At 72.8% G+C, this 21,682-nt stretch carries 20 protein-coding genes, 5 tRNA genes and 1 pseudogene; 11 read left to right on the forward strand and 15 right to left on the reverse strand.

Annotated features, from left to right (window positions below; all coding sequences use genetic code 11):
• Nucleotides 1-125: 125 nt before the first annotated feature.
• Together OG556_RS16610 and OG556_RS16615 are read right to left on the reverse strand one after the other, a co-directional pair.
• Nucleotides 126-198: transfer RNA gene (locus OG556_RS16610), tRNA-Lys, on the reverse strand.
• A 37-nt stretch (nucleotides 199-235) separates the two neighbouring features.
• On the reverse strand, nucleotides 236-997 hold the full coding sequence (locus OG556_RS16615) for a DNA polymerase beta superfamily protein (RefSeq protein ID WP_371517725.1): 762 nt from the start codon (nucleotides 995-997) through the stop codon (nucleotides 236-238).
• A gap of 186 nt (nucleotides 998-1,183) precedes the next feature.
• Between OG556_RS16615 and OG556_RS16620 the strand changes: the two genes are divergently transcribed.
• Nucleotides 1,184-1,948, forward strand: coding sequence for an SDR family oxidoreductase (locus OG556_RS16620; RefSeq protein WP_371517726.1), 765 nt, complete (start codon nucleotides 1,184-1,186; stop codon nucleotides 1,946-1,948).
• Nucleotides 1,949-2,003: 55 nt separating this feature from the next.
• Nucleotides 2,004-2,699 (forward strand): tyrosine-protein phosphatase, encoded by a 696-nt coding sequence (locus OG556_RS16625; RefSeq protein ID WP_371517727.1) that lies wholly within the window; start codon nucleotides 2,004-2,006, stop codon nucleotides 2,697-2,699.
• 16 nt (nucleotides 2,700-2,715) lie between these two features.
• Here OG556_RS16625 and OG556_RS16630 read toward each other — a convergent pair whose 3' ends face one another.
• Together OG556_RS16630 and OG556_RS16635 are read right to left on the reverse strand one after the other, a co-directional pair.
• Entirely contained in the window at nucleotides 2,716-2,928 is a 213-nt protein-coding gene (locus OG556_RS16630) for an RICIN domain-containing protein (RefSeq protein WP_371522727.1), read from the reverse strand.
• Nucleotides 2,929-3,180 (reverse strand): annotated as a pseudogene (locus OG556_RS16635) (RICIN domain-containing protein); the annotation flags it as partial.
• Nucleotides 3,181-3,365: 185 nt separating this feature from the next.
• On the opposite strand from OG556_RS16635, the gene OG556_RS16640 reads away from it, so the two are divergent.
• Nucleotides 3,366-3,701, forward strand: coding sequence for a hypothetical protein (locus OG556_RS16640; RefSeq protein WP_371517728.1), 336 nt, complete (start codon nucleotides 3,366-3,368; stop codon nucleotides 3,699-3,701).
• A gap of 83 nt (nucleotides 3,702-3,784) precedes the next feature.
• Here OG556_RS16640 and OG556_RS16645 read toward each other — a convergent pair whose 3' ends face one another.
• The 6 genes from OG556_RS16645 to crcB (OG556_RS16670) form a co-directional block, all read right to left on the reverse strand.
• Entirely contained in the window at nucleotides 3,785-4,651 is an 867-nt protein-coding gene (locus OG556_RS16645; protein ID WP_371517729.1) for a TIGR02452 family protein, read from the reverse strand.
• A gap of 222 nt (nucleotides 4,652-4,873) precedes the next feature.
• Nucleotides 4,874-7,222 carry a DEAD/DEAH box helicase gene (locus OG556_RS16650; RefSeq protein WP_371517730.1) on the reverse strand — a complete coding sequence of 783 codons (2,349 nt, stop codon included), beginning with the start codon at nucleotides 7,220-7,222 and terminating at the stop codon, nucleotides 4,874-4,876.
• 196 nt (nucleotides 7,223-7,418) lie between these two features.
• Nucleotides 7,419-8,096 (reverse strand): hypothetical protein, encoded by a 678-nt coding sequence (locus OG556_RS16655; RefSeq protein WP_371517731.1) that lies wholly within the window; start codon nucleotides 8,094-8,096, stop codon nucleotides 7,419-7,421.
• A 196-nt stretch (nucleotides 8,097-8,292) separates the two neighbouring features.
• The gene (gene crcB / locus OG556_RS16660; RefSeq protein WP_371517732.1) at nucleotides 8,293-8,667 is read right to left on the reverse strand and encodes a fluoride efflux transporter CrcB; all 375 of its coding nucleotides are present in this window, start codon (nucleotides 8,665-8,667) and stop codon (nucleotides 8,293-8,295) included.
• Nucleotides 8,664-9,014, reverse strand: coding sequence for a DUF190 domain-containing protein (locus OG556_RS16665; RefSeq protein WP_063348329.1), 351 nt, complete (start codon nucleotides 9,012-9,014; stop codon nucleotides 8,664-8,666). The genes crcB (OG556_RS16660) and OG556_RS16665 overlap by 4 nt, the downstream gene beginning before the upstream one ends.
• Nucleotides 9,011-9,508 carry a fluoride efflux transporter CrcB gene (gene crcB / locus OG556_RS16670; protein WP_371517733.1) on the reverse strand — a complete coding sequence of 166 codons (498 nt, stop codon included), beginning with the start codon at nucleotides 9,506-9,508 and terminating at the stop codon, nucleotides 9,011-9,013. The genes OG556_RS16665 and crcB (OG556_RS16670) overlap by 4 nt, the downstream gene beginning before the upstream one ends.
• A gap of 70 nt (nucleotides 9,509-9,578) precedes the next feature.
• Here crcB (OG556_RS16670) and OG556_RS16675 point away from each other — a divergent pair, with 70 nt between their 5' ends.
• The 4 genes from OG556_RS16675 (at nucleotide 9,579) to OG556_RS16690 (ending at nucleotide 10,349) form a co-directional block, all read left to right on the forward strand.
• Complete coding sequence (locus OG556_RS16675; RefSeq protein ID WP_350880588.1) at nucleotides 9,579-9,920, forward strand: metallopeptidase family protein; 342 nt, start codon at nucleotides 9,579-9,581, stop codon at nucleotides 9,918-9,920.
• A gap of 126 nt (nucleotides 9,921-10,046) precedes the next feature.
• A tRNA-Glu gene (locus OG556_RS16680) sits at nucleotides 10,047-10,119 on the forward strand.
• Between the two features lie 55 nt (nucleotides 10,120-10,174).
• A tRNA-Asp gene (locus OG556_RS16685) sits at nucleotides 10,175-10,248 on the forward strand.
• A gap of 27 nt (nucleotides 10,249-10,275) precedes the next feature.
• Nucleotides 10,276-10,349: transfer RNA gene (locus OG556_RS16690), tRNA-Phe, on the forward strand.
• A 189-nt stretch (nucleotides 10,350-10,538) separates the two neighbouring features.
• Here the strand turns inward: OG556_RS16690 and OG556_RS16695 are convergent.
• Both OG556_RS16695 and OG556_RS16700 read right to left on the reverse strand, forming a co-directional pair.
• The gene (locus tag OG556_RS16695; RefSeq protein ID WP_371517734.1) at nucleotides 10,539-11,537 is read right to left on the reverse strand and encodes a hypothetical protein; all 999 of its coding nucleotides are present in this window, start codon (nucleotides 11,535-11,537) and stop codon (nucleotides 10,539-10,541) included.
• Nucleotides 11,534-12,064, reverse strand: a complete 531-nt coding sequence (locus OG556_RS16700; protein WP_350880600.1) for a SigE family RNA polymerase sigma factor — start codon at nucleotides 12,062-12,064, stop codon at nucleotides 11,534-11,536. The genes OG556_RS16695 and OG556_RS16700 overlap by 4 nt, the downstream gene beginning before the upstream one ends.
• A gap of 187 nt (nucleotides 12,065-12,251) precedes the next feature.
• Between OG556_RS16700 and hrpA the strand changes: the two genes are divergently transcribed.
• Both hrpA and OG556_RS16710 read left to right on the forward strand, forming a co-directional pair.
• Nucleotides 12,252-16,238: an ATP-dependent RNA helicase HrpA gene (gene hrpA / locus OG556_RS16705; protein WP_371517735.1), complete on the forward strand. Its 3,987-nt coding sequence runs from the start codon at nucleotides 12,252-12,254 to the stop codon at nucleotides 16,236-16,238.
• 118 nt (nucleotides 16,239-16,356) lie between these two features.
• Nucleotides 16,357-16,430: transfer RNA gene (locus tag OG556_RS16710), tRNA-Asp, on the forward strand.
• 358 nt (nucleotides 16,431-16,788) lie between these two features.
• On the opposite strand, the gene bldC is transcribed toward OG556_RS16710, so the two are convergent.
• Together bldC and OG556_RS16720 are read right to left on the reverse strand one after the other, a co-directional pair.
• Nucleotides 16,789-16,995 carry a developmental transcriptional regulator BldC gene (gene bldC / locus OG556_RS16715; RefSeq protein ID WP_014137253.1) on the reverse strand — a complete coding sequence of 69 codons (207 nt, stop codon included), beginning with the start codon at nucleotides 16,993-16,995 and terminating at the stop codon, nucleotides 16,789-16,791.
• Nucleotides 16,996-17,480: 485 nt separating this feature from the next.
• Nucleotides 17,481-18,377: a hypothetical protein gene (locus tag OG556_RS16720; protein WP_371517736.1), complete on the reverse strand. Its 897-nt coding sequence runs from the start codon at nucleotides 18,375-18,377 to the stop codon at nucleotides 17,481-17,483.
• A 199-nt stretch (nucleotides 18,378-18,576) separates the two neighbouring features.
• Between OG556_RS16720 and OG556_RS16725 the strand changes: the two genes are divergently transcribed.
• The gene (locus OG556_RS16725) at nucleotides 18,577-19,734 is read left to right on the forward strand and encodes a Glu/Leu/Phe/Val dehydrogenase dimerization domain-containing protein (protein WP_371517737.1); all 1,158 of its coding nucleotides are present in this window, start codon (nucleotides 18,577-18,579) and stop codon (nucleotides 19,732-19,734) included.
• 418 nt (nucleotides 19,735-20,152) lie between these two features.
• A complete protein-coding gene (locus OG556_RS16730; RefSeq protein ID WP_063348338.1) occupies nucleotides 20,153-20,410 on the forward strand; it encodes a DUF3073 domain-containing protein in 258 nt (85 codons plus the stop codon).
• Between the two features lie 161 nt (nucleotides 20,411-20,571).
• Here the strand turns inward: OG556_RS16730 and purM are convergent, their stop codons facing one another.
• Nucleotides 20,572-21,657 carry a phosphoribosylformylglycinamidine cyclo-ligase gene (gene purM / locus OG556_RS16735; RefSeq protein WP_371517738.1) on the reverse strand — a complete coding sequence of 362 codons (1,086 nt, stop codon included), beginning with the start codon at nucleotides 21,655-21,657 and terminating at the stop codon, nucleotides 20,572-20,574.
• Nucleotides 21,658-21,682 lie beyond the last annotated feature (25 nt).

A 21,682-nucleotide genomic window follows, 5' to 3' on the forward strand; every position in this document is an offset into this window, starting at 1 on the left:
CCATCCCCGCTCGTGGACAAAGGGGACAAAATGAAGGCCTAGCAAGGCGCCCACACAGACCGCGAGGAAGCGTCAAATACAGAAAGAGCCAGGTCAGTTGATGTCTGGCCTGGCTCTTTCGTCGGTGGGCCACCAGGGGCTCGAACCCTGAACCTACGGATTAAAAGTCCGCAGCTCTGCCAATTGAGCTAGTGGCCCGCGGCCCCCGTCCCGGTCGGGGAGGGCCACCGTGATCCTACCCGGTGGGGCGCAGGGCTCCGCCAGTGGATTGCGCGGGCGCGCCGGGGGCGGGAGGCGGAGCGTAGTGGGCGGCCCGGACGCGGCGGAGCCAGGATTCGGCGGGGCGAGGGTCGGGTGCGGCGGGGAGGACGCCGGGGCGGGCGAGGCGGTCGGCGGCGTCGGCGAGCAGGGATTCGGCGACGGCGGGGCGGTCGGCGATGCGTTCGCCGAGGTCGCGGACGTGTCCGGGGTCGGCGAGGCGGACCTGGTTCTGGCCGGTCTCGTGCAGCCGGACGGCCTGTTCGACCAGCCGGACCAGGTGCCGGGCGTGCTTGGCGGCCCGGCGGCGGGTGGCCGGGTCGGTGGTGTCGCGGGTCAGCAGTTTGCGGAACTGCTGCTCCGCGTAACCGAGATAGGCCTTCCGGACGCCCGGCTCACTGAGGAAACTCGAGCGGATCTCGACCAGTTCGGCACCGAGCGGGGTGCGGATCTCGTACAGGTCGTCCGGCAGCCAGACGAGCTCGGAGGCGGTCGGGTTGCAGGACAGCGCCAGGCGGCACCACTTGGCGGCCTCGTGCAGGGTGACGTCGGGCCCGGTGGTGACGTACGACTCGGCCGGGCGGTGCAGACCGTGCAGCTCCTCGGTGGGGGCGGCGTACAGGCCCAGCCGGTCGACGTCGGAGCCGGCGTGGGCGAAGCCGTACGCGGTGGAGCCGACCACGCCGACGAGCAGGACGGTGCCGGGGACGGCGGGTGCGGGTACGGGTGCGTTGGACATCGCCGATCTCCTCTCTCGACTTTCTCGACGCCACTCGACGTTTCTCGACGTTTCTCGACGTTTCTCGACCCGGCAGTCGGCAGGGCTGCGGCGCCGGTACCGCATCCTCGCCGGTCCGGGCCGCGCCGGGCGAACGATTTCCGCTCCGGGGCCCGCCCGGCCGGTCCGCCGGGTACCGTACCGAGCATGTCGACCACCACCTCCGACGACGGCGTCCTGATCGTCACCGGCGCCGGCCGCGGCATCGGCGCCGCCACCGCCCTGCTCGCCGCCCGGCGCGGCTACCGGGTCTGCGTCAACTACCGCACGGACGAGGCCTCGGCCGCCGCCGTGGTGGACGCCGTCCGGGCCGAGGGCGGCACCGCGCTCGCCGTCCGGGCCGACGTCACCCGCACCGCCGAGGTGGAGCGGCTGTTCACCACCGTGGACGCCGAACTCGGCCTGCTCACCGGCCTGGTGAACAACGCCGGCACGCTGGAGAAGCAGTGCCGGCTGGAGGACATCGACGAGGACCGGCTGAACCGGATCTGGGCCGCCAACATCACCGGCCCGTTCCTGTGCGCGGCCCAGGCCGTGCGCCGGATGTCCACCCGGCACGGCGGCCGCGGCGGTGCCATCGTCAACGTCTCCTCGGCCGCCTCGCGGCTCGGCTCGCCCAACGAGTACGTCGACTACGCGGCCGCCAAGGGCGCCGTCGACTCGATGACCCGCGGCCTCGCCCTGGAGGTCGCCGCCGAGGGGATCCGGGTCAACGCCGTCCGCCCCGGCCTGATCCACACCGGCATCCACGCCCTCGGCGGCGAGCCCGGCCGGGTCGACCGGGTCGCCCCCGGACTGCCGATGCGGCGCGGCGGACGGGCGGAGGAGGTCGCCGAGGCGATCCTCTTCCTGCTCTCCCCCGCCGCCTCGTACACCACCAACGCCTTCCTGGACGTCTCCGGCGGGCGCTGAAAGGTTCCCTCCGGTTTCCTTCCGCCGGCCCGCCCCGCGCCCGTACCGTGGGGCCATGACCGATGCCTTCATCGACATCCCCGGTGTGCGCAACTTCCGTGACGCGGGCGGGATCGGCGCCCTGCGGCGGGGCGTGCTCTACCGCTCCGGCTCCTTCCACACCCTCACCGACGAGGGCGCCCGGCGCCTCAAGGCCCTCGGCCTGCGCACCGTCCTCGACCTGCGCAGTGCGGTCGAGCTGGAGGTCTGGCCCGACCTGCGGCACGGCCTCGACCACGAGGCCCTCAACCTGCCGACCCTGCCCGCCAACCGCGAGGACGTCGACCAGCCCTGGCCCGAGGACCAGGCGGCGCTCTACCCCTTCATGGCCCGGACCGCCGGCCCGTCCCTCGCCGCCGTCGTGCGCCGCCTCGCCGCCCCCGGCACGCTGCCCGCCCTCGTGCACTGCGCCGTCGGCAAGGACCGCACCGGCCTGACCATCGCCGTCCTGCAGCTCCTGCTCGGCGCCTCGGAGGCCGACGTCACCGCCGACTTCCTGCTCTCCAACGTCGGCCTCGGCCTCGACCGGGGCCCCACCCCCTACGTCGACGAGACCGGCACCGAACGCGTCTCCCGCCCCGTCACCGCCGAACTCCTCGCCTCCGCCCTGGGCTGGATCCACACCCAGCACTCCTCCGTCCCCGCCTACCTCCGGGCCCACGGCGTCACCGACGGGGAACTGACCGCCCTGCGCGCCAACCTGTCGGCCTGACCGGCCCGGAGACGCCCTACTCCTGGTGTTGCTCCTGGCGTTCGAAGCGCCACCACTGGGCGGGCGAGTCGGTGTCCTCCCACTGGTGGACGGTGGCGTCGGGGGGCGCGGCGGCGGTGAGGGGCTTGCCGCTGATGAAGCTGGTGATGGTGTAGGTGCCGGGGGCGTCCACGTGGGCTTCGAGGAGCCACTCCTGGGCACCGAAGGCGTTGGCGGACCACTGCTGGATGGGGACGCCGTCGTCGGTGGAGGCGCCGGTGACGTCGAGGCGCTTGCCGCTGGCGGCGTTCTCCAGGTGGCAGAGGGCGCCGCCCGGGTGGACGGCGGTGAGCTGCCAGAGCTGGGCCTCGGAGCCGTCGTCCGCGCCCTGGCGGACGCGGGCGCCGCTGCGCCGGCTGCCGTCGGCGACTTCGAGCAGCAGGCCGCTGCCGACGTTGCGGATCCGGTAGCGGCCGTCGGTGATCGCGGTGTCAGTCACGCTCGCAGTCTGCCACCGGGGGCTGACAGGCCCCGGAGCCGAGAACGGCGGAGAGGGCGGCGGAGAGGGCGGCGGAGGGGACTGCGGCCTGCTGGAGTCCGGAGGCCCGGACCGGCGCGCGGGGCGGGCGGGCTATGGTCGGAAGCCGGAACAGGAAGTCAGGACAACCTCTACGAGTGGAGTCGACGATGGCGAAGGTCCCCAACGTGCTCTCGGCCGCCGCGCCCGCCGCGCTGACCGCGGCGAGCGGCCTGGTGGGCGGTTACGGCGTCGCCCGCTGGAGCGGCCGGCGCGAACTGGGCGGCGCCGTACTGGCGGTGGCCGGTGCCGGGGCGGCCGCGCAGTGGCACCGCAGCTCGGGCACGGCCACCGCGGCGGCGCTGACCGGTCTGTACGTGGCGGCGTTCGGCGGCTCGCATCCGCTGGCGAAGAAGATCGGCGCCTGGCCGTCGGTCTTCGCCGTCACCGGTGTGGTCGCGGCGGCCTCGACGGCCGCGACGGCGCTGGCCGCCCGCAAGCGGTAGCAGCAGCACCCGGCGCGAGCCGCGCGCCGGCCCGCTCACCGGCCTCGACGGCGACACCCGGCAGGCGCCACCCGGCGGCGGCCTCAGCGCACCGCCGTGCCGGGCTGCGCCGCCCCGCCGAACCGCGCCTCGAACGCGGCCCGGTTCGCCGAGACCGGTGAGCGGTCCCAGACCGCGAACACCACCCGTTCGAAGGCCGCCCCGTACCGGGAGAGCGCGCCCTCGAAGGCCTCGGCGACCTGGGCCGGGTCGTTGCGGAACACCCCGCAGCCCCAGGCCCCGAGCACCAGCGTGCGGACCTCGTGCCGGGCCGCCGCCGCGAGCACCCGGACGGCCCGCTCGGCGAGCACACCCCGGACGTCCACGGCGGCCGAGCGCCGTTCCAGCTGGCCCGCGTTGGGCGCGGGCGAGGTCAGGAAGGTGACCGGGTACGGCCGCGCCAGCAGGTCCCCGCCCCGGCCGCGGATCACCGGTACGCCGGGCGAGACGATCACCCGGTGGCTGTACCGGAGGTCGGTGGAGGCGCGGTGCGCCTCGTAGTAGTCGGGCGCCTCCAGCAGGCAGGTGTAGAGCAGCGCGCTGCGGCACAGGTCCTCCTCCTGGGCGCGGGCGCCGCGCAGGTAGCCGCCACCGGGGTTGCGCGCGGAGGCGAAGTTGAGCACCCCGACCGGGCCCGCCCCGCCCTCGACCAGGCGCCGGGCGGCCTCGATGCTGCCTTCGGCCGTCACCTCCACCGCCCCGACGGGCCCACCGGGCCGACCCGGCCCGGGCCCCGGGCCCCCGCCCCGCAGCAGCGCGTCCAGCTCCGGCGGCGCGTACGACACCGTGCCGGCCCTGGCGGCCGCCAACTGCTCCCCCACCGTGACGAGTTCGCCACCGGCCGCCCGGTAGCTCCCCCGCTCGGCGATCTCCTCGTTCACCCGGGCCACGTCGTGCAGTCTGCTGCTCATGTCCGGGACGCTACGGGACTTCCGCCGTACCGCGCCACAGGTTATTCTCAGCCGCAGAACAACACCTCGGGGGCCCGAGGGGTACCGGGGGAGGTGCCCGGGGGCATCGGGGTCATCGGGGTCATCGGGGGAACGCGACGGGCCCGCTCCAGCGCGTGGAGCGGGCCCGTCGTGTGTGTTCAGGTGTTCAGCTACCGGTGGTCAACCACCGGCCGTACGGCGTCAGTTCTTCCAGCGCGGCTTGCGGTCGTCGCGGTTGAAGCCACCGGAGCGGTCGCGGTCGAAGCCACCCGAGCGGGCGCCGCCACGGTCGTCACGGTCGCGGCCGAAGCCACCACCGGAGGCCTGCGGACGGCCGCCGGAGCGGTGGTCGTCACGACGCGCGAACGGACGGTTGTTGCTGCCGCCGCGCTCGTCGCGGTCCCGGCCGAAGGACGGGCGGTCACCGAAGGTGCGGGCCGGACGGTCGCCGAAGGAGCGGCCGCCGCGGTCGTCGCGGTCACGGTTGAAGCCACCGGAACGGTCGCGGTCGAAGCCACCACCGGTACGGGCCGGACGGTCGCCGAAGGAACGGCCGCCACGGTCGTCGCGGTCACGGTTGAAACCGCCCGAGCGGGCGCCGCGGTCGTCGCGGTCACCGAAGGAACGGCCGCCACGGTCGTCGCGGTCACGGTTGAAGCCACCGGAGCGGCCGCCACGGTCGTCGCGGTCACCGAAGGAACGGCCACCACGGTCGTCACGGTCACGGTTGAAACCGCCGGAGCGGCCGCCACGGTCGTCGCGGTCACGGTTGAAGCCACCGGAGCGGCCGCCACGGTCGTCGCGGTCACCGAAGGAACGGCCACCACGGTCGTCACGGTCACGGTTGAAGCCACCGGAGCGGCCACCACGGTCGTCGCGGTCACGGTCGCGGCCGAAGGCCGGACGCTCGGTGCGCGCCTCGCGGTACGACGGCGTGCGCTCCTCGGCCTGCGGCGCGGCGGCCTGAGCCGGCACCTCGGCGGCCGGGGTCTCCGCAGCGGCCTCGTCGCCCGCCTCGGCGGCCGGGGCCTCGTCCTCGATGCCCAGCTCGGCCCGCTCGCGCGCGGCACGCGCGGCCAGGCGGTCGGCCTCCTCGCGCAGCTCGGTGGTGCGGCGCTGCGCACGCTCCAGCTGGCGGGTCATGTCGGCGAGCTCGCGCTCGGCGGCACCGGCGATGCCGGCCGCGCTCTCGGCCTGGACCTCGATCAGCGAACGGGCGCCGGTGATCTTGGCGACCTCGGCGTCGAAGGCGTGGTCGAGGATGTGGCGCGAGGCGTCGACGCCCGCGTCCTCCATCAGACGGAAGACGCCACGGCGCTGGTGCGGCAGCACCAGGGTGACGACGGCGCCGGAGCGCCCGGCCCGGGCGGTGCGGCCGGAGCGGTGCAGGTAGTCCTTGTGGTCGCCGGCCGGGTCCACGTTGAGGACCAGGTCGATGCCGTCGACGTGGATGCCGCGGGCGGCGACGTCGGTGGCGACGACGACGTTGACGTAGCCGTCCTTGAAGTCGCCGAGGACGCGGGTACGGGCGCCCTGGGTCATCCCGCCGTGCAGCGCGTCGGCCTTCACGCCGGCCTCGATGAGCTGCTCGGCGACGCGGTCGGCGCCCATCTGGGTGCGGACGAAGATGATCGTGCGGCCCTTGCGGGCGGCGATCGCGTTGGTGATCGGCGCCTTGTCCTTGGGCTTCACCACGAGGATGTGGTGGGTCATGGTGGTGACCGCGCCGGCCGACGGGTCGACCTCGTGGGTGACCGGGTTCTTCAGGTAGCGCTTGACCAGGGTGTCGATCTCGTTCTCCAGGGTGGCGGAGAACAGCAGGCGCTGGCCACCGGCCGGCACCTGGTCGAGGATCTCGGTGACCTCGGGCAGGAAGCCCATGTCGGCCATCTGGTCGGCCTCGTCGAGCACGACGGTCCGGACGTCGGCCAGCTTGGCGCTGCCGCGGTTCAGCAGGTCGCGCAGACGGCCGGGGGTGGCGACCAGGATGTCGACGCCGCGCTCCAGCGCGTAGATCTGGTTCGACATCGAGGTGCCGCCGCAGACGACCTTGAGCTTGAGGCCGAGCACCGAGCCGAACGGCTCCAGGGCGTCGGCCACCTGCATGGCCAGCTCGCGGGTCGGGACGAGGATCAGGCCGCGCGGGTGCTTGGGCTTGGTGCGCTCGCCGTCGGCGAGGCGGGTCAGCAGCGGCAGGCCGAAGCTGAGGGTCTTGCCGGAGCCGGTACGGCCACGGCCCAGCACGTCCTTGCCGGCCAGGGCGTCCGGGATGGTCGCGGCCTGGATCGGGAACGGGGTGGTGACACCGCGCTTGGCGAGGGCGCGCACGACGTCGTCGTGCAGGCCCAGGTCGCCGAAGGTGATGGTGGGCTCGGCGGCCTCCTCGGCCTCCTCGACCTCGGCCTCGGCGGCGTCGGCGTTCAGCTCGACGTCGGCGTCGGTGGGCTCGACGGCCTCGACGGCGTCGGTGAGGGTGTCGGCGGTGTCGGTGACATCGGCGGCGGCCTCGCTCGCGGGCATGGCGAAGCGGGCGTCGTCAACGAGAGACATGTAAAACCTTCCGGAAGTGGCACGCGCCAAAGTCCGGGGGTTCTGTTTCACAACCGCCTCTATGCGGTCAGCCACGGATCGCCGGAACGCGCCAAGGGCGCCAGATGGGAATAGGGCGCCAGTCAAATGAATCAAACGAACGATCTACCACCATAGACGAACCTCGGGATCAGAGGCAAATGCCCTGGCCAGCCCGCTAATGCCCACCCGCATGCGGGCTCGGGGCCGAGGAACCGGAGTTGCCGGCCGAGGGCTCCGGGGTCGGTGGGACGGTCGCGGCGGGTGAGCTGTGCTCGGGCTCGGGGGACGTCGAGGGGTGGCTGCTCGGCGTGGCCGTCGGCGTGCCCGCCGTGCCGCCGGAGCGGCCCTCACCGGTGCCGCCCGCCCCGCTCGCCCCGCCCGCGCCCCCGGTGCCCGCCGCACCACCGGTGCCGGCCGACGCACCGCCGCCCGGCCGGGGCGCGGGGCTGACGCTCACGCCCCCCGCCGAACCGTTCGCGCCGGTGCCGGCCGGCGCGGCGTCCACGGCGGGCGCCCCCGGCACCGGGACCACGCCGGCTGCCGCGCCGTTCGCGCCGGATGCCACCTCGCCCGCCACCGTAGCCGTCACCCCGGCCGGCGCGTTCTCGCCCAGCAAGCCCCCCGCACGCTCCGGGCGCCCGGACGCGATCCCCGGATGCGCGCCGCTCGGCGAGGCCGACGGCCCGCTCGTCGCCCCCGGCTTGCCCGCCGGACCGACCTGCCCGACCGGCGCCACCCCGTGCTTCACCTCCGCCTCGGGACCGACCGACATGCACCCCGTCAACCCCAGCCCGGCCACCGCCAGCACCGAAGCCGTACGCACCACCGCCCGAACCGCCCGCACCGAAGCCACCGAGCTCCCTCTCCACCGCCCCACCCGGGCCGCCCACTGCTCGCGCGGCCGCTTTTCGGTGCCCAACGCGCGCCCGCCCCGACGGGACACGGGCAGCGCGCCAGGAAGCGCCCGGGCCGCATCCGCCACGGCCCGCCGAACCGGCAGACGAGCAGACGGACGGGCAGGCGGACGGACGGACGGGCAGGCGGCCCGCTCAGCCCCAGAACGCCGAGGCCAGCCCCGCCCCCGCGTACACCGCGGCCAGCCCCGCCACCACGCTGCCCGCCACGTTCGCCAGCGCGTACCGCCCCGCCCCGGTCTCGACCAGCCGCAGCGTCTCGTACGAGAAGGTCGAGTACGTGGTCAGCGCCCCGCACAGCCCCGTCCCCAGCAGCGCCTGGACGTGCGGGGACGCGGCCCCCGCCGCCACCGCCCCGGTCACCAGGCCGAGCACCAGGCAGCCGACCACGTTCACCGCGAACGTCCCCCAGGGGAACACCGAGTCGTGCCGGGCCTGCACCGCCCGGTCCGTCAGGTACCGCAGCGGCGCGCCGACCACCGCGCCCGCCATCACCAGCAGCCAGTTCACCCCGAAGCCCCTTCCCGCCCCACGTACCTGACCACTTCGCAGCGGTCCAGCAGCACCAGACCCTCCGCCACCAGCCCGTCCAACTGCGGCAGGAACGCCCGCACCCGCTCCTCCTCGTCCACGATCACCACCGCCACCGGCAGGTCCTCGCTCAGCGACAGCAGCCGCGCCGTGTGCACCAGCGACGACGCCCCGAACCCCTCGATCCCCCGGAACACGCTCGCCCCGGCCAGCCCCGCCGCCCGCGCCCGGTGCACGATCTCGCTGTACAGCGGCCGGTGGTGCCAGCGGTCGTTCTCCCCCACCAGCACGGTCAGCCGCAGCGCCGGCCCGCTCAACCTGCTCACCGCACGCCCCCGCCCCCACGGGCGATCAGACGGCGCGTCAGTGCGGCCGCCGCCCACACCGCGCCGAGCGCGCCCAGCAGCGTCAGCCCCAGGTACGCCAGCCCGAGCCCGAGCCGCCCCTCCTCCACCAGCCGCCGGATGTCCACCGCGTACGTCGAGAAGGTGGTGAAGCCGCCCAGCACCCCGGTGCCGAAGAACGGCCGCAGCAGCGGGTGCGCCGGACGCCCCTCGGTGATCACCACCAGGAACACCCCGATCACCGCGCACCCGACCACGTTGATCAGCAGCGTCGTCCACGGGAACGCCGTCGGCCCGTTCGTCCAGGCCAGCCCGGCGCCGTACCGGGCCAGCGACCCGATCGCCCCGCCCACCGCGATCACGGCCACGGCCGGCCCCTGTCCGCGCCACACCGGCGGCCTTCTCCGGGCGGCCGTCCCTTCGCCCACCGGCCGGGTCCGCGCCGGGCCGTCCACCGTGCCGTCCGAGGTCGCCATAACCCCATCAAACACCGGCTCCCGCCGTCTGGCACAGCGTCACTCCAGACCCGACAATGAACCGGTGGAGATGACCCGGGAAGAGTTCGAGACGCTGGTCAGCGACGCCCTCGACCAGATTCCCCCGCAGCTCGCGGCCATGATGGACAACGTCGCCGTCTTCGTCGAGGACGAGCCCGACCCCGCCGACCCGGAACTCCTCGGCCTCTACGAGGGCACCCCGCTCACCGAGCGCGGCGAGTGGTACGCGGGCGTCCTGCCCGACCGGATCCTCATCTACCGCGGCCCCACCCTCCGGCACTGCGAGACCCACGACCAGGTCGTCGCCGAAGTCCGCACCACGGTCATCCACGAGGTCGCCCACCACTTCGGCTTCGACGACCACGAACTCGACGAGCTCGGCTGGTCCTGACCCCCGCTCCAAGCGGCCCCCGGGCGGCCCCCACCCACCCGGCCGAAACCCGTTTTGGCGATCCGCCCTACATCCCATATGCTTCTCGACGTCCCCGAACGCTGGAAACAGCGGGACAGGCCGCAAGCCCTCATCGTCTAGTGGCCCAGGACGCCGCCCTTTCAAGGCGGTAGCACGGGTTCGAATCCCGTTGGGGGCACGCAGTACCGTAGTAAAAAGCAGTGCCGCAAGACCTTGGTGGGAAACCACTACAAGGTCCCGTGGAGCAGTTGGTTAGCTCGCCACCCTGTCAAGGTGGAGGTCGCGGGTTCAAGTCCCGTCGGGATCGCTCGTCTCGCAAGAGACGGTGCAGTACGGCCAGGTAGCTCAGTTGGTACGAGCGTCCGCCTGAAAAGCGGAAGGTCGCCGGTTCGACCCCGGCCCTGGCCACAGATCGGAAGCCCCGCAGCGTGATCGCTGCGGGGCTTCCGCCGTTCCGGAGCCCTTCGGGTTCGAGCTGGTCACCGGCGACCTGCTGCCCTGCTGATCCCGGGCGGCTCCCCCTCGGGCGGGGTGGCCCGAGGGGGAGGTGGGCCGGCCGCGCGGGCGGCGCCGGGGCCGGCGCAGGGCCGGGCGGGTTCAGTAGGAGCGGAACCAGCTGGCGTCGGTGCCCAGCACCGAGCCGTCCGCCGCGTAGTACGTGAAGGTGCGGGCCTGGGCGCCCGGCTTCTTGGCGATCGCGTACCAGTGCGTCGGGGAGTCCCCGAGGGCGACCGGCACCGACGCGCTGACGCCGCCGGTGTCCCAGGTGACCACGACCTTCGCGACCTGGGGCCGGACCCCGGCGATCACCACCGGTGAGGCGCCCAGCTCCCCGCCCTTGAGCCCGAGCATCGTCCCCCCTCCGGAGGTGGCCCGGTCGATGATCGCCCCGTCCGGCGCCCCCGGGGCGGGGGTGTCGTGCATCGCGTCGTCGACCTGGCGCTGCCCGTCCACGGTGGCGTAGAGGTTCACCAGGTCCACGTCCGGGCGCCAGCTCCGGTCGATGTCCGCCCTGGTGGTCTCCGGCAGTTGCGGGATGGCCGCGTGCCGGTCCGCCCAGATCAGCCGGGCCTGCCGGAGGGCGTCCTCCTTGGTGGCGGCCGCCGGCCAGAACGCGGCCCACGCCTGCCACTGCCTGCCGTTCGTGGTGCCCTGGCCGACCACGACCCGGACCGGGGTGAACGGATCCCGCTCGGGAGCGGTCGGTGTCGCGGCGGTGCCCGCGGTGCCTGCGGTGCCCGCGGCGGCCTCGGCGGTGGTGACGGTCCGGGCGTCCGCCACCACCACCCCCGCGTCGGCCGCGTCGCCCGGCCCCCGCCCCCGCCCGAGCCCGCCGAGTGCCGTCCCCCCGACGACGGCCGCCGCGACCAGCGCCGCCACCGCCGCGCTGGTCAGCAGCCGCCGGCGCCGCAGCCGGCGCCGTCCCCCGGCGACCAGCCGGTCGTACGGGACGGCCCCGATCTCGACGCTTCCGGCCAGCTCGCCCAGGACGCGCGCCGCCGAGGCCTCAGACCCCACCCCGGCCATGTCCTCGCCGCCCACGCCACCCATGCCGCCCACGCCGCCCACGCCGCCGCCGGTGTCCTCGTTGCTCATCTTCCGCCTCCGATGCTCGCCAGCCCGTTGAGTGAGGAGGCCTCCCGCAGCTTGGCCAGGCCCCTGGCCGCCTGGCTCTTCACCGTCCCGACCGAGCAGCCCATCGCCGCGGCGGTCTGGGTCTCGGTGAGGTCCTCCCAGTACCGCAGCACGACGGCCTGCCGCTGCCGGGGCGGCAGCGTGCCGAGGGCCGTGAGCAGCGCAGCCCGTTCGTCCAGCCGCGCGTAGCCGTCGGGGCCCTCGGGTGCGGCCCGGTCGGGGACGGCGGTGACCAGTTCCTCGGCCGCTCGGCGGCGGAACCGGCGGGCGTGCTCGTTGATCAGGATCCGGCGCACGTAGGCGTGCGGGTCGTCGGCCGCCCGGACCCGGCCCCAGGCGACGTACGCCCGCTCCAGGGCCTGCTGGACCAGGTCCTCGGCGGTGTGCCGGTCCCCCGCGAGCAGGTACGCCGTCCTGAGCAGCCGCGTCCACGCGCTGCCGGTGAACGCGCGGAACTCCTCGTCCCTCGCGGTCTTCTGGGCTCCCATGAGCACCTCCTCAACCCCCAGAGCCCGAAACCGCCGCGAACCGTTGCCCGGCCCGGCCCGGAGCCGCCCGGCCCGACGTCACCGGCACCCGGGCCCGCCGTTCGCGCTCGGCCGCCGGGGGCTGTGACACTGGAGAGGCTCGAAAACCGAGGTGCGCGCCGCCGTGCCTCCTTGCGAACCTAGAGGGATGCCCGCAGTGAGTTCTCCCGCAGTCCAGTCCGCCCCCGCACCCGCCGAGGGTCCCGGTATCGGTGAGCTGGCCGCCCGCCTGCCCGAGCTGACCCTGCGCGACCAGGTGCGGATCGGGCGCCGACTGGAGGGGGCCCGTCGGGTCCGCAAGCCCGAGGCCCGGCAGAAGGTCGCCGCCCAGATCGCCGCCGACATCGACCGCGCCGAGCTGCTGGTCGAGCAGCGCAGAGGTGCCGTCCCGCCGATCAGCTATCCCGCCGAGCTGCCGGTCAGCCAGAAGAAGGACGAGATCCTGGCGGCCATCCGGGACCACCAGGTGGTGATCGTCGCGGGTGAGACCGGCTCCGGCAAGACCACCCAGATCCCGAAGATCTGTCTGGAGCTGGGCCGCGGCGTGCGCGGTCTGGTCGGCCACACCCAGCCGCGCCGGATCGCCGCCCGTACGGTCGCCGAGCGGGTCGCGGAGGAGTTGCGCAGCCCGCTGGGCGAGGCGGTCGGCTGGAAGGTCCGGTTCACCGACCAGGTCGGCCAGGACACCCTGGTCAAGCTGATGACGGACGGCATCCTGCTCGCGGAGATCCAGACCGACCGCGAACTGCTCCAGTACGACACCCTGATCATCGACGAGGCGCACGAACGCAGCCTCAACATCGACTTCATCCTCGGCTACGTCAAGCAGCTGCTCCCGCGCCGCCCGGACCTCAAGGTCGTGATCACCTCCGCGACCATCGACCCGCAGCGCTTCGCCCGGCACTTCGACGACGCCCCGATCATCGAGGTCTCCGGCCGCACCTACCCGGTGGAGGTCCGGTACCGCCCGGTCGTCGACGACCTGGACGAGGACGACGACGCGACGGACGCCGACCGCGACCGGGACCAGATCCAGGCGATCTGCGAAGCGGCCCAGGAACTCCAGGCCGAGGGCCCGGGCGACATCCTGGTCTTCCTCTCCGGCGAGCGCGAGATCCGCGACACCGCCGACGCCCTGGACAAGCTGAAACTCAAGTCCACCGAGATCCTGCCGCTGTACGCCCGGCTGAGCTCGGCCGAGCAGCACCGGGTGTTCCAGCGCTCCGGCAGCCGCCGGATCGTCCTCGCCACCAACGTCGCCGAGACCAGCCTCACCGTCCCCGGCATCAAGTACGTGATCGACCCGGGCACCGCCCGGATCTCCCGCTACAGCCACCGCACCAAGGTGCAGCGGCTGCCGATCGAGGCGATCAGCCAGGCCAGCGCCAACCAGCGCAAGGGCCGCTGCGGCCGCACCTCCGACGGCATCTGCATCCGGCTGTACTCGGAGGAGGACTTCCTCTCCCGCCCCGAGTTCACCGACGCCGAGATCCTGCGCACCAACCTGGCCTCGGTGATCCTGCAGATGACGGCGGCGGGCCTCGGCGACATCGCCGCCTTCCCGTTCCTGGACCCGCCGGACTCCCGCAACATCAAGGACGGCGTGCACCTGCTGCACGAGCTGGGCGCGCTGGACCCGGACGAGAAGGACCCGCGCAAGCGCCTCACCGCGCTCGGCCGCCAGCTGGCCCAGCTCCCGGTGGACCCGCGGATGGCCCGGATGGTGCTGGAGGCCGACAAGAACGGCTGCGTGCGCGACGTGATGGTGATCGCCGCCGCGCTGTCCATCCAGGACCCGCGCGAGCGCCCCGCCGAGAAGCGCCAGGCCGCCGACGAGCGGCACCGCCGGTTCAACTCGGAGACCTCCGACTTCCTGTCCTACCTGGCGATGTGGCGCTACGTCCGGGAGCAGCAGCGCGAGCTGTCCTCCTCGGCCTTCCGCCGGATGTGCAAGGCGGAGTTCCTCAACTACCTGCGGATACGGGAGTGGCAGGACATCTACACCCAGCTGCGCACGGTCGCCAAGCAGTTGGGCGTCACCATCGAGGAGCCGCACGAGGACGCCGAGCCGGACGCCGACCGGATCCACCAGTCGCTGCTGGCCGGCCTGCTCTCCCACATCGGCCTGTTCGACGTGGAGAAGCGCGAGTACGGCGGCGCGCGCGGCGCCCGGTTCGCGGTGTTCCCGGGCTCGGGCCTGTTCAAGAAGCCGCCGCGCTGGGTGATGTCGGCCGAGCTGGTGGAGACGTCCCGGCTGTGGGCGCGGATCAACGCCAAGATCGAGCCGGAGTGGGTGGAGCCGCTGGCCGGCCACCTGATCAAGCGGACGTACAGCGAGCCGCACTGGGAGAAGAAGGCCGGAGCCGTCCTGGCGTACGAGCGGGTGACGCTCTACGGGATGCCGGTCGTCACCCAGCGCAAGGTCAACTACGGCCGGATCGACCCGGAGCTGTGCCGCGAGCTGTTCATCCGCAACGCGCTGGTCGAGGGCGACTGGGAGACCCACCACCGGTTCTTCGCCGAGAACCGCAAGCTGCTCGGCGAGGTCGAGGAGCTGGAGAACCGGGCCCGGCGCCGGGACATCATGGTCGACGACCAGACCCTGTTCGAGTTCTACGACGCCCGGCTGCCGGAGGACGTGGTCTCCACCCGGCACTTCGACTCCTGGTGGAAGAAGGCCCGGCACGAGCAGCCGGACCTGCTCAACTTCGAGAAGTCGATGCTGATCAACGACTCCGCGGACGGCGTCACGGAGGCCGACTACCCGGACCACTGGCAGCAGGGCAAGCTGCGCTTCCAGCTGACCTACCAGTTCGAGCCGGGCAGCGACGCGGACGGCGTGACCGTCCACATCCCGCTGCCGGTGCTCAACCAGGTCACCGCGGAGGGCTTCGACTGGCAGATCCCGGGCCTGCGGACGGAGCTGGTCACCGCGTACATCAAGTCGCTGCCGAAGGCGATCCGGCGCAACTTCGTGCCGGCGCCGGACTTCGCGAAGGCGGCGCTGCGCGCGGTGAAGGACCGCCAGGAGCCGCTGCTGCCGTCCCTGGAGCACGCCCTCAAGCGCCTGACGGCCATCACCGTGCCGCCGGAGGCCTGGGACGACGAGCGGGTGCCGGACCACCTCAAGGTGACCTTCCGGGTGGTGGACGGCCGCCGCAAGCTCGCCGAGTCCAAGGACCTGGAGGAGCTGCGGCTGCGGCTCAAGCCGAAGCTCAAGGAGACGCTGTCCTCGGCGGCCTCCGGCCAGGGCATCGAGCAGGGCGGGCTGACCGCCTGGCCGGGCGGCCTGCCCGTGCTCCAGCGCACCTTCGAGCAGCGCTCGCGCGGCCACTCGCTGCGCGCCTACCCGGCCCTGGTGGACGAGGGGGCGTCGGTCGGCGTGAAGCTGTTCGACACCCCGCAGGCGCAGACGCAGTCGATGTGGGAGGGCACCCGCCGGCTGCTGATGCTGACCACCACCTCCCCGGCCAAGTCGATCCAGGGCCGGCTGGGCAACCAGGCGAAGCTGGCGCTCTCGCACAACCCGCACGGCTCGGTGAACGCCCTCTTCGAGGACGTGGTGGCCTGTGCGACGGACCGGCTGATGACCCTGGCCGGCGGACCGGCCTGGGACGAGGCGGCCTTCGGCACGCTGCACGACAAGGTGCGGGCGGACCTGTACGACCTGTCCGCGGACACCACGCTGAAGACGGCCACCGCGCTGATCGCCTTCCACAAGGCCTCGACCCGGCTGAAGTCGGTGAGCAGCCCGGTGCTGCTGAACGCGGTGAACGACGTCCGGCTGCACCTGGCCTCCCTGGTGCACCCGGGCTTCGTCACGGCCACCGGCTGGCAGCGGCTGCCGGACCTCAAGCGCTACCTGCTGGCGGTGGACCGCCGGCTGGAGGCGCTGCCCAACCACCCGCAGCGGGACGCCCAGCAGCTGCTGAAGGTCCAGCAGGTGCAGCGGGAGTACGGGGAGCTGCTGGCGGCGGTGCCGGCCGGCCGGCAGCCGTCCGCGGAGGTGCTGGCGATCCGCTGGATGATCGAGGAGTTGCGGGTCAGCTTCTTCGCCCAGTCGCTGGGCACGCCGAGCCCGGTGTCGGAGAAGCGGATCACCAAGGCGATGGAGGCCGCCAGGGCCACGCTCTGAGCTGGGCGGCGTCCTCCTCGGGGGCCCTCAGGTGCCAGTTCGACCTGGGGGCCCACCATGGGCTACAGTCTGTCTTGTTCGCAGCGCGGCAAGCGAGTGAACGAGATCAGAAAACTCTGGTCCCGTGGAGCAGTTGGTTAGCTCGCCACCCTGTCAAGGTGGAGGTCGCGGGTTCAAGTCCCGTCGGGATCGCCGCAGTGCGAGAGGCCCGGAACCGTCAGGTTCCGGGCCTCTCGCTTTTGGGCGTCCGGTGTTTATCCCGGACCAGGTCCGGACCACAAGTGACAGACGGTGTGACGGTCGTCACTTATCTTTTCCCGAGAGCACCCCCGTACCACCCCCATCAAGACCTCACTAATTTAATATGTAAAATTGTACAGCCATTAACTGTAAATCCCCCCCGCATCATGCGCATCAAATCGTTATCCGGAGTTCAGCATTCCGTACGTTGTGCCGAGTACCCGGGCACCGCGGGCGGGCATGGCAAAGGGGCCGCTTACCGGACCCGGCGGAGTCCGGTAAGCGGCCCCTTTAAAGAGCCTTTGGCCTATCAGGCCTCAGTGCGCTGAGCGGGAATCCCGGCCAGCAGAGCGCGCACCTCCGCCTCGCGGTAACGGCGGTGACCGCCGAGCGTGCGAATGGACGTCAGCTTGCCCGCCTTGGCCCAACGAGTGACCGTCTTCGGGTCCACGCGGAACATGGTGGCGACCTCTGCCGGCGTCAGCAGGGGCTCAGCATCAGGGGTACGAGCGGTCATGAGCGGCCTCCTCGGGAGAACCGAACCAGGGCGGTTCTATCCTTCAAATTCTGCACCTTGGCCCGCGATGCCCGAAATGGCATAGACGGGCCGAGTCGGTTATAGGACGAACGGCTTGTCCTGGTGTCTACAACTACACCATCCGTCCAGCCCTATCGACCAAACCGCCAAAATTGACCCCTCACGGGTTCAAGAGCGACGGATGGCGATGGACCACCCCATAACGGGCAGTCACACGGCCGTGACGCCTGGTTACGAGGGGACCAGACCCCCTGTTTCCCCGCAAAGCACGCATCGACTCCAGAACCACCCAAAAGTGGGCATGCCCGCGTGAAGTTGGGCTGGTTGTCCCATTTTTGCACATAGGGGTAAGTTCGCGTCAACGGTGAGTAGTGTCACGTTCGACAGCTATTGACCCGAACCAGGACCTTGGTCATCCAGCTCGGGCCATAGGACTCTTACAGTCATACACGGCTGGTCGGACGTCAGTTCGCGTACCGCAGCGCCAGCACCCTCCGCCAGCGCGCCGTCAGTTCCCCGTACGCGCGCAGCGCCTCCTCGGTGTCCCCCGCCCGCAGCGCGCGGAGCCCCTCCTCCAGCTCGCCCGCCGAACGGTCCGCCAACAGCCTCTCCGGCCCCAGCAAATGCACCAGCCCCCCGTAGTCCAGCTCCACCAGCGAGCGCGGATGGAATTCCTCCAGCCACCGCCCGATCTGCTCCGCCCCCCGGACCAGTTCCCCGTCCGGCACCTCTTCACGCAGCGCCCGGAAGGCCCGGGCCACCCGGCGGCGCGCCTGCGCCATCGGCACCAGGTAGAACAGCGCCGCCGCCCGCCCCGGCTTGCCCCGCTCCTGCGCCGGCACGAAGCAGCGGTCCTCGTCCCCGAACGGCAGGAACCAGCGCACCGGCACCTCCCACCGGCTGGTCAGGATCCACGGCCGGGCGTCCGGATGGCCGGCCCGCCAGCGCTCCCGGTCCGCCTCCGCCGCCGCCCGGGCCACCGGCGGCACCGCGGTGTCCAGCAGCGCCACCGGCGCGGCCGCCCGCAGCTCCTCCAGCGCCTGCCAGCTGCGCAGCCTGGTCGCCCACGGGCAGACGTACAGCACGCCGTCCACCACCCGCAGGTAGGCCCGCCCGCTCTCCCGCTCGGGCAGCGCCCTGGGCGTCCGGGCGGCCAGCTCCGCCAGCGCCTCCCGCTGCTCCTCCAGGACGGCCTCGGCCACCGGCTGCGCCGCCTCGACGGCGTCCGGACCGCGCTGCGCCGCGTAGGCCTGCCAGCGCGCCCGCTCGGACTCCGGGTAGGCGGCCAGCGGCTCGTAGACCCGCAGGTGGGCGGCGTAGGGCGGCAGTACCGAGGTGCGCACGACGGTCACGTCCTGCATGGTCGCACGCGCCGACCGGCCCCGGGAGGGCGCGCCCCCGAACCCGTTCGCGCCCGCACCGCGCACCCCCGGCGTCTCATCCCTCGGACCGCGGGGACAAGCTCGGACAAGAGGGCGGATCGGCGACGCTCCCACGACTACGCTTCGCCCTAGGCGCCCGCACCACAGCAGGCGGGCCTTCGATACTGGAGTCACCACAGTGACCGACGTACAGACATCCGCCACGCACCCCGCACCCGGAGTGCTCAGCAGGATCTTCCGCACCGAGCAGGACGGCGCCCCCGGCGACGGCCACGAGCAGGTCGTCCTCTGCCACGACCGCAGCTCCGGGCTCAAGGCGATCATCGCCATCCACTCCACCGCGCTGGGCCCGGCCCTCGGCGGCACCCGCTTCTTCCCGTACGCCTCCGAGGAGGCGGCCCTGGAGGACGCGCTCAACCTGTCCCGCGGCATGTCCTACAAGAACGCGCTGGCCGGGCTCGACCTCGGCGGCGGCAAGGCCGTCATCATCGGCGACCCCGACAAGGACAAGAACGAGGCGATGCTCCGCGCCTACGGCCGCTTCGTGGAGTCCCTGCGCGGCCGCTACATCACCGCCTGCGACGTGGGCACCTACGTGCAGGACATGGACGTCATCGCGCGCGAGACGCAGTTCGTGACGGGCCGCTCGCCCGAGCACGGCGGCGCCGGCGACTCGTCCATCCTGACCGCCTTCGGCGTCTTCCAGGGCATGCGCGCCACCGCCCAGGCCCGCTGGGGCCAGCCGACCCTGCGCGGCAAGCGGGTCGGCGTCGCGGGCGTCGGCAAGGTCGGCCACTACCTGGTCGGCCACCTCGTCGCGGACGGCGCCACCGTCGTCATCACCGACGTCTCCGAGACCGCCCTGAACCGCGTCCGCGCGGCCCACCCGGAGGTGGAGGTCGTCGCCGACACCGCCGCCCTGCTGCAGGCCCGGCTGGACGTCTACGCCCCCTGCGCCCTGGGCGGCGCGCTGACCGACGACACGGTGGCCGCGCTCGGCGAGTCCGGCACCACGATCGTCTGCGGCGCGGCCAACAACCAGCTGGCCCACCCGGGCGTCGAGAAGGACCTCGCGGACCGCGGCATCCTCTACGCGCCGGACTACCTGGTGAACTCCGGCGGCGTGATCCAGGTCGCCGACGAGATCGAGGGCTTCAACTTCGACCGGGCCAAGAACAAGGCCACCAGGATCTTCGACACCACCCTGGAGATCTTCACCCGGGCCGCCTCCGACGGCGTCCCGCCGGCGGTCGCCGCCGACCGCCTGGCCGAGAAGCGGATGCGCGAGATCAGCGCGCTGCGCACGGTCCTGCTGCCGGGCGCCCGCCGCGCCTGATCCGGCGCCCCCGGAACCTCGGATGCGCGGGGGGCGGCCGCACCCCCGTGACCCGCCCCCCCGGGCGGGAGGGGCCCAGCCGTCCCCCGCGCATCACGATGTGGAACCGGATTCTCACTTCTGCGCCCGATCGGGTGATCCAAGGTCCCCCTTGGGGGGATAATCGGTCCTGGAACGACGGACCTGAGACACCTCCGGACAGCGCGCAAACCGCCGCAAAACCTCCCCTGACCTGGGAAGACCTGGTCTCGGGTGCGGTCGGTGCGCGCCACGTCACACCGACGACGTACCGTCCAGCGGCGGAAACAGGTACCGTTAATGCTCCAAGGGACGGTCCTCCCATTCGGGCAGGCCGGTCCTGATCATGAACACGTGTCAGACTCGGGGCCGTGAGCCCCATCGTTGAGGGGGTCGACCCATGGGGCGCGGCCGGGCCAAGGCCAAGCAGACGAAGGTCGCCCGCGAGCTGAAGTACAACAGCGGCGGGTTTGACGCTAACCGTCTGTCCAACGAGCTGGGCGCATCGCCGTCCACCGCTCCGATCGACCCGGAGCCGATCGAGGAGGAGGAGGACGACGACCCGTATGCCGAGTACGCCGCCCGCTATGCCGACCTCGACGACGAGGACGACACCGAGCCGGGCACCGGGCCGTCGCAGGCCTCTCGCCGCTCGTAGCCAGTAGTTTCGCCGACCGGCCCAGGCGCCCAGCGCGCCAGGCCGGTCTTCGGCGTTCCCGCGTACCGGACGACGTACCGGGTTGGTCGCCGCCCCCGGCGGCAGGACGCGGAAGGGCCCCTCCGGTGCGCCGGAGGGGCCCTCTCGTCGTCCAGCCGGGCTCAGCCCGCGGTGAAGCCCTCGTAGGCGTTGTAGAGCGCCGCGCCGGCCTCGTGCTCGCCGGTGCGCTCGACGATGTCGCCGAGCAGCCAGGCCTCGACGCCGCGGTCCTCCAGGATCGCCAGCACGGCCTCCAGCGAGGACGGCGGGACGACCGCGACCATGCCGACGCCCATGTTGAGCGTCTTCTCGATCTCCAGGGTGGCCACCTTGCCGACCTGGGCGACGGTCTGGAAGACCGGCAGCGGGGTCCAGGTGCCGCGGTCCAGGCGGGCGTGCAGGCCCTCCGGGACGACCCGGGCCAGGTTGGCCGCCAGGCCGCCGCCGGTGACGTGCGAGAAGGCGTGGATCTCGGTGGCGCGGGTGAGCGCCAGGCAGTCCAGCGAGTAGATCCGGGTCGGCTCCAGCAGCTCCTCGCCGAGCGTGCGGCCGAACTCCTCGACCTTGCGGTCCAGCTTCCAGCCGGCCTCGTTCAGCAGCACGTGGCGCACCAGCGAGTAGCCGTTGGAGTGCAGGCCCGAGGCCGCCATCGCGATCACCACGTCGCCGGCCCGCACGCGCTCGGCGCCGAGCAGCGCGTCGGCCTCGACCACTCCGGTGCCGGCGCCCGCGACGTCGTACTCGTCCGGGCCGAGCAGGCCCGGGTGCTCGGCGGTCTCGCCGCCGACGAGGGCGCAGCCGGCCAGCGCGCAGCCCTCGGCGATGCCCTTGACGATCGCGGCGACCCGCTCCGGCACGACCTTGCCGACGCAGATGTAGTCGGTCATGAACAGCGGCTCGGCGCCGCACACGACCAGGTCGTCGACGACCATGCCGACCAGGTCGTGGCCGATGGTGTCGTGCTTGTCCATGGCGGCCGCGATGGCCACCTTGGTCCCCACGCCGTCGGTGGCCGAAGCCAGCAGCGGCCGCTCGTAGCGCTTGAAGGCGGACGCGTCGAAGAGGCCGGCGAAGCCGCCGAGACCGCCGACCACCTCGGGGCGGTTCGCCTTCTTCACCCACTGCTTCATGAGCTCGACGGCGCGGTCGCCCGCCTCGATGTCGACGCCGGCTGCGGCGTAGGTGGCGCCGTTCTGGTTGCTGGTCACTACGGTGCGGCCCTCTCGGGTCTGG

The organism is Kitasatospora sp. NBC_01300 (assembly GCF_041435235.1).
Taxonomy (GTDB): Bacteria; Actinomycetota; Actinomycetes; order Streptomycetales; family Streptomycetaceae; genus Kitasatospora.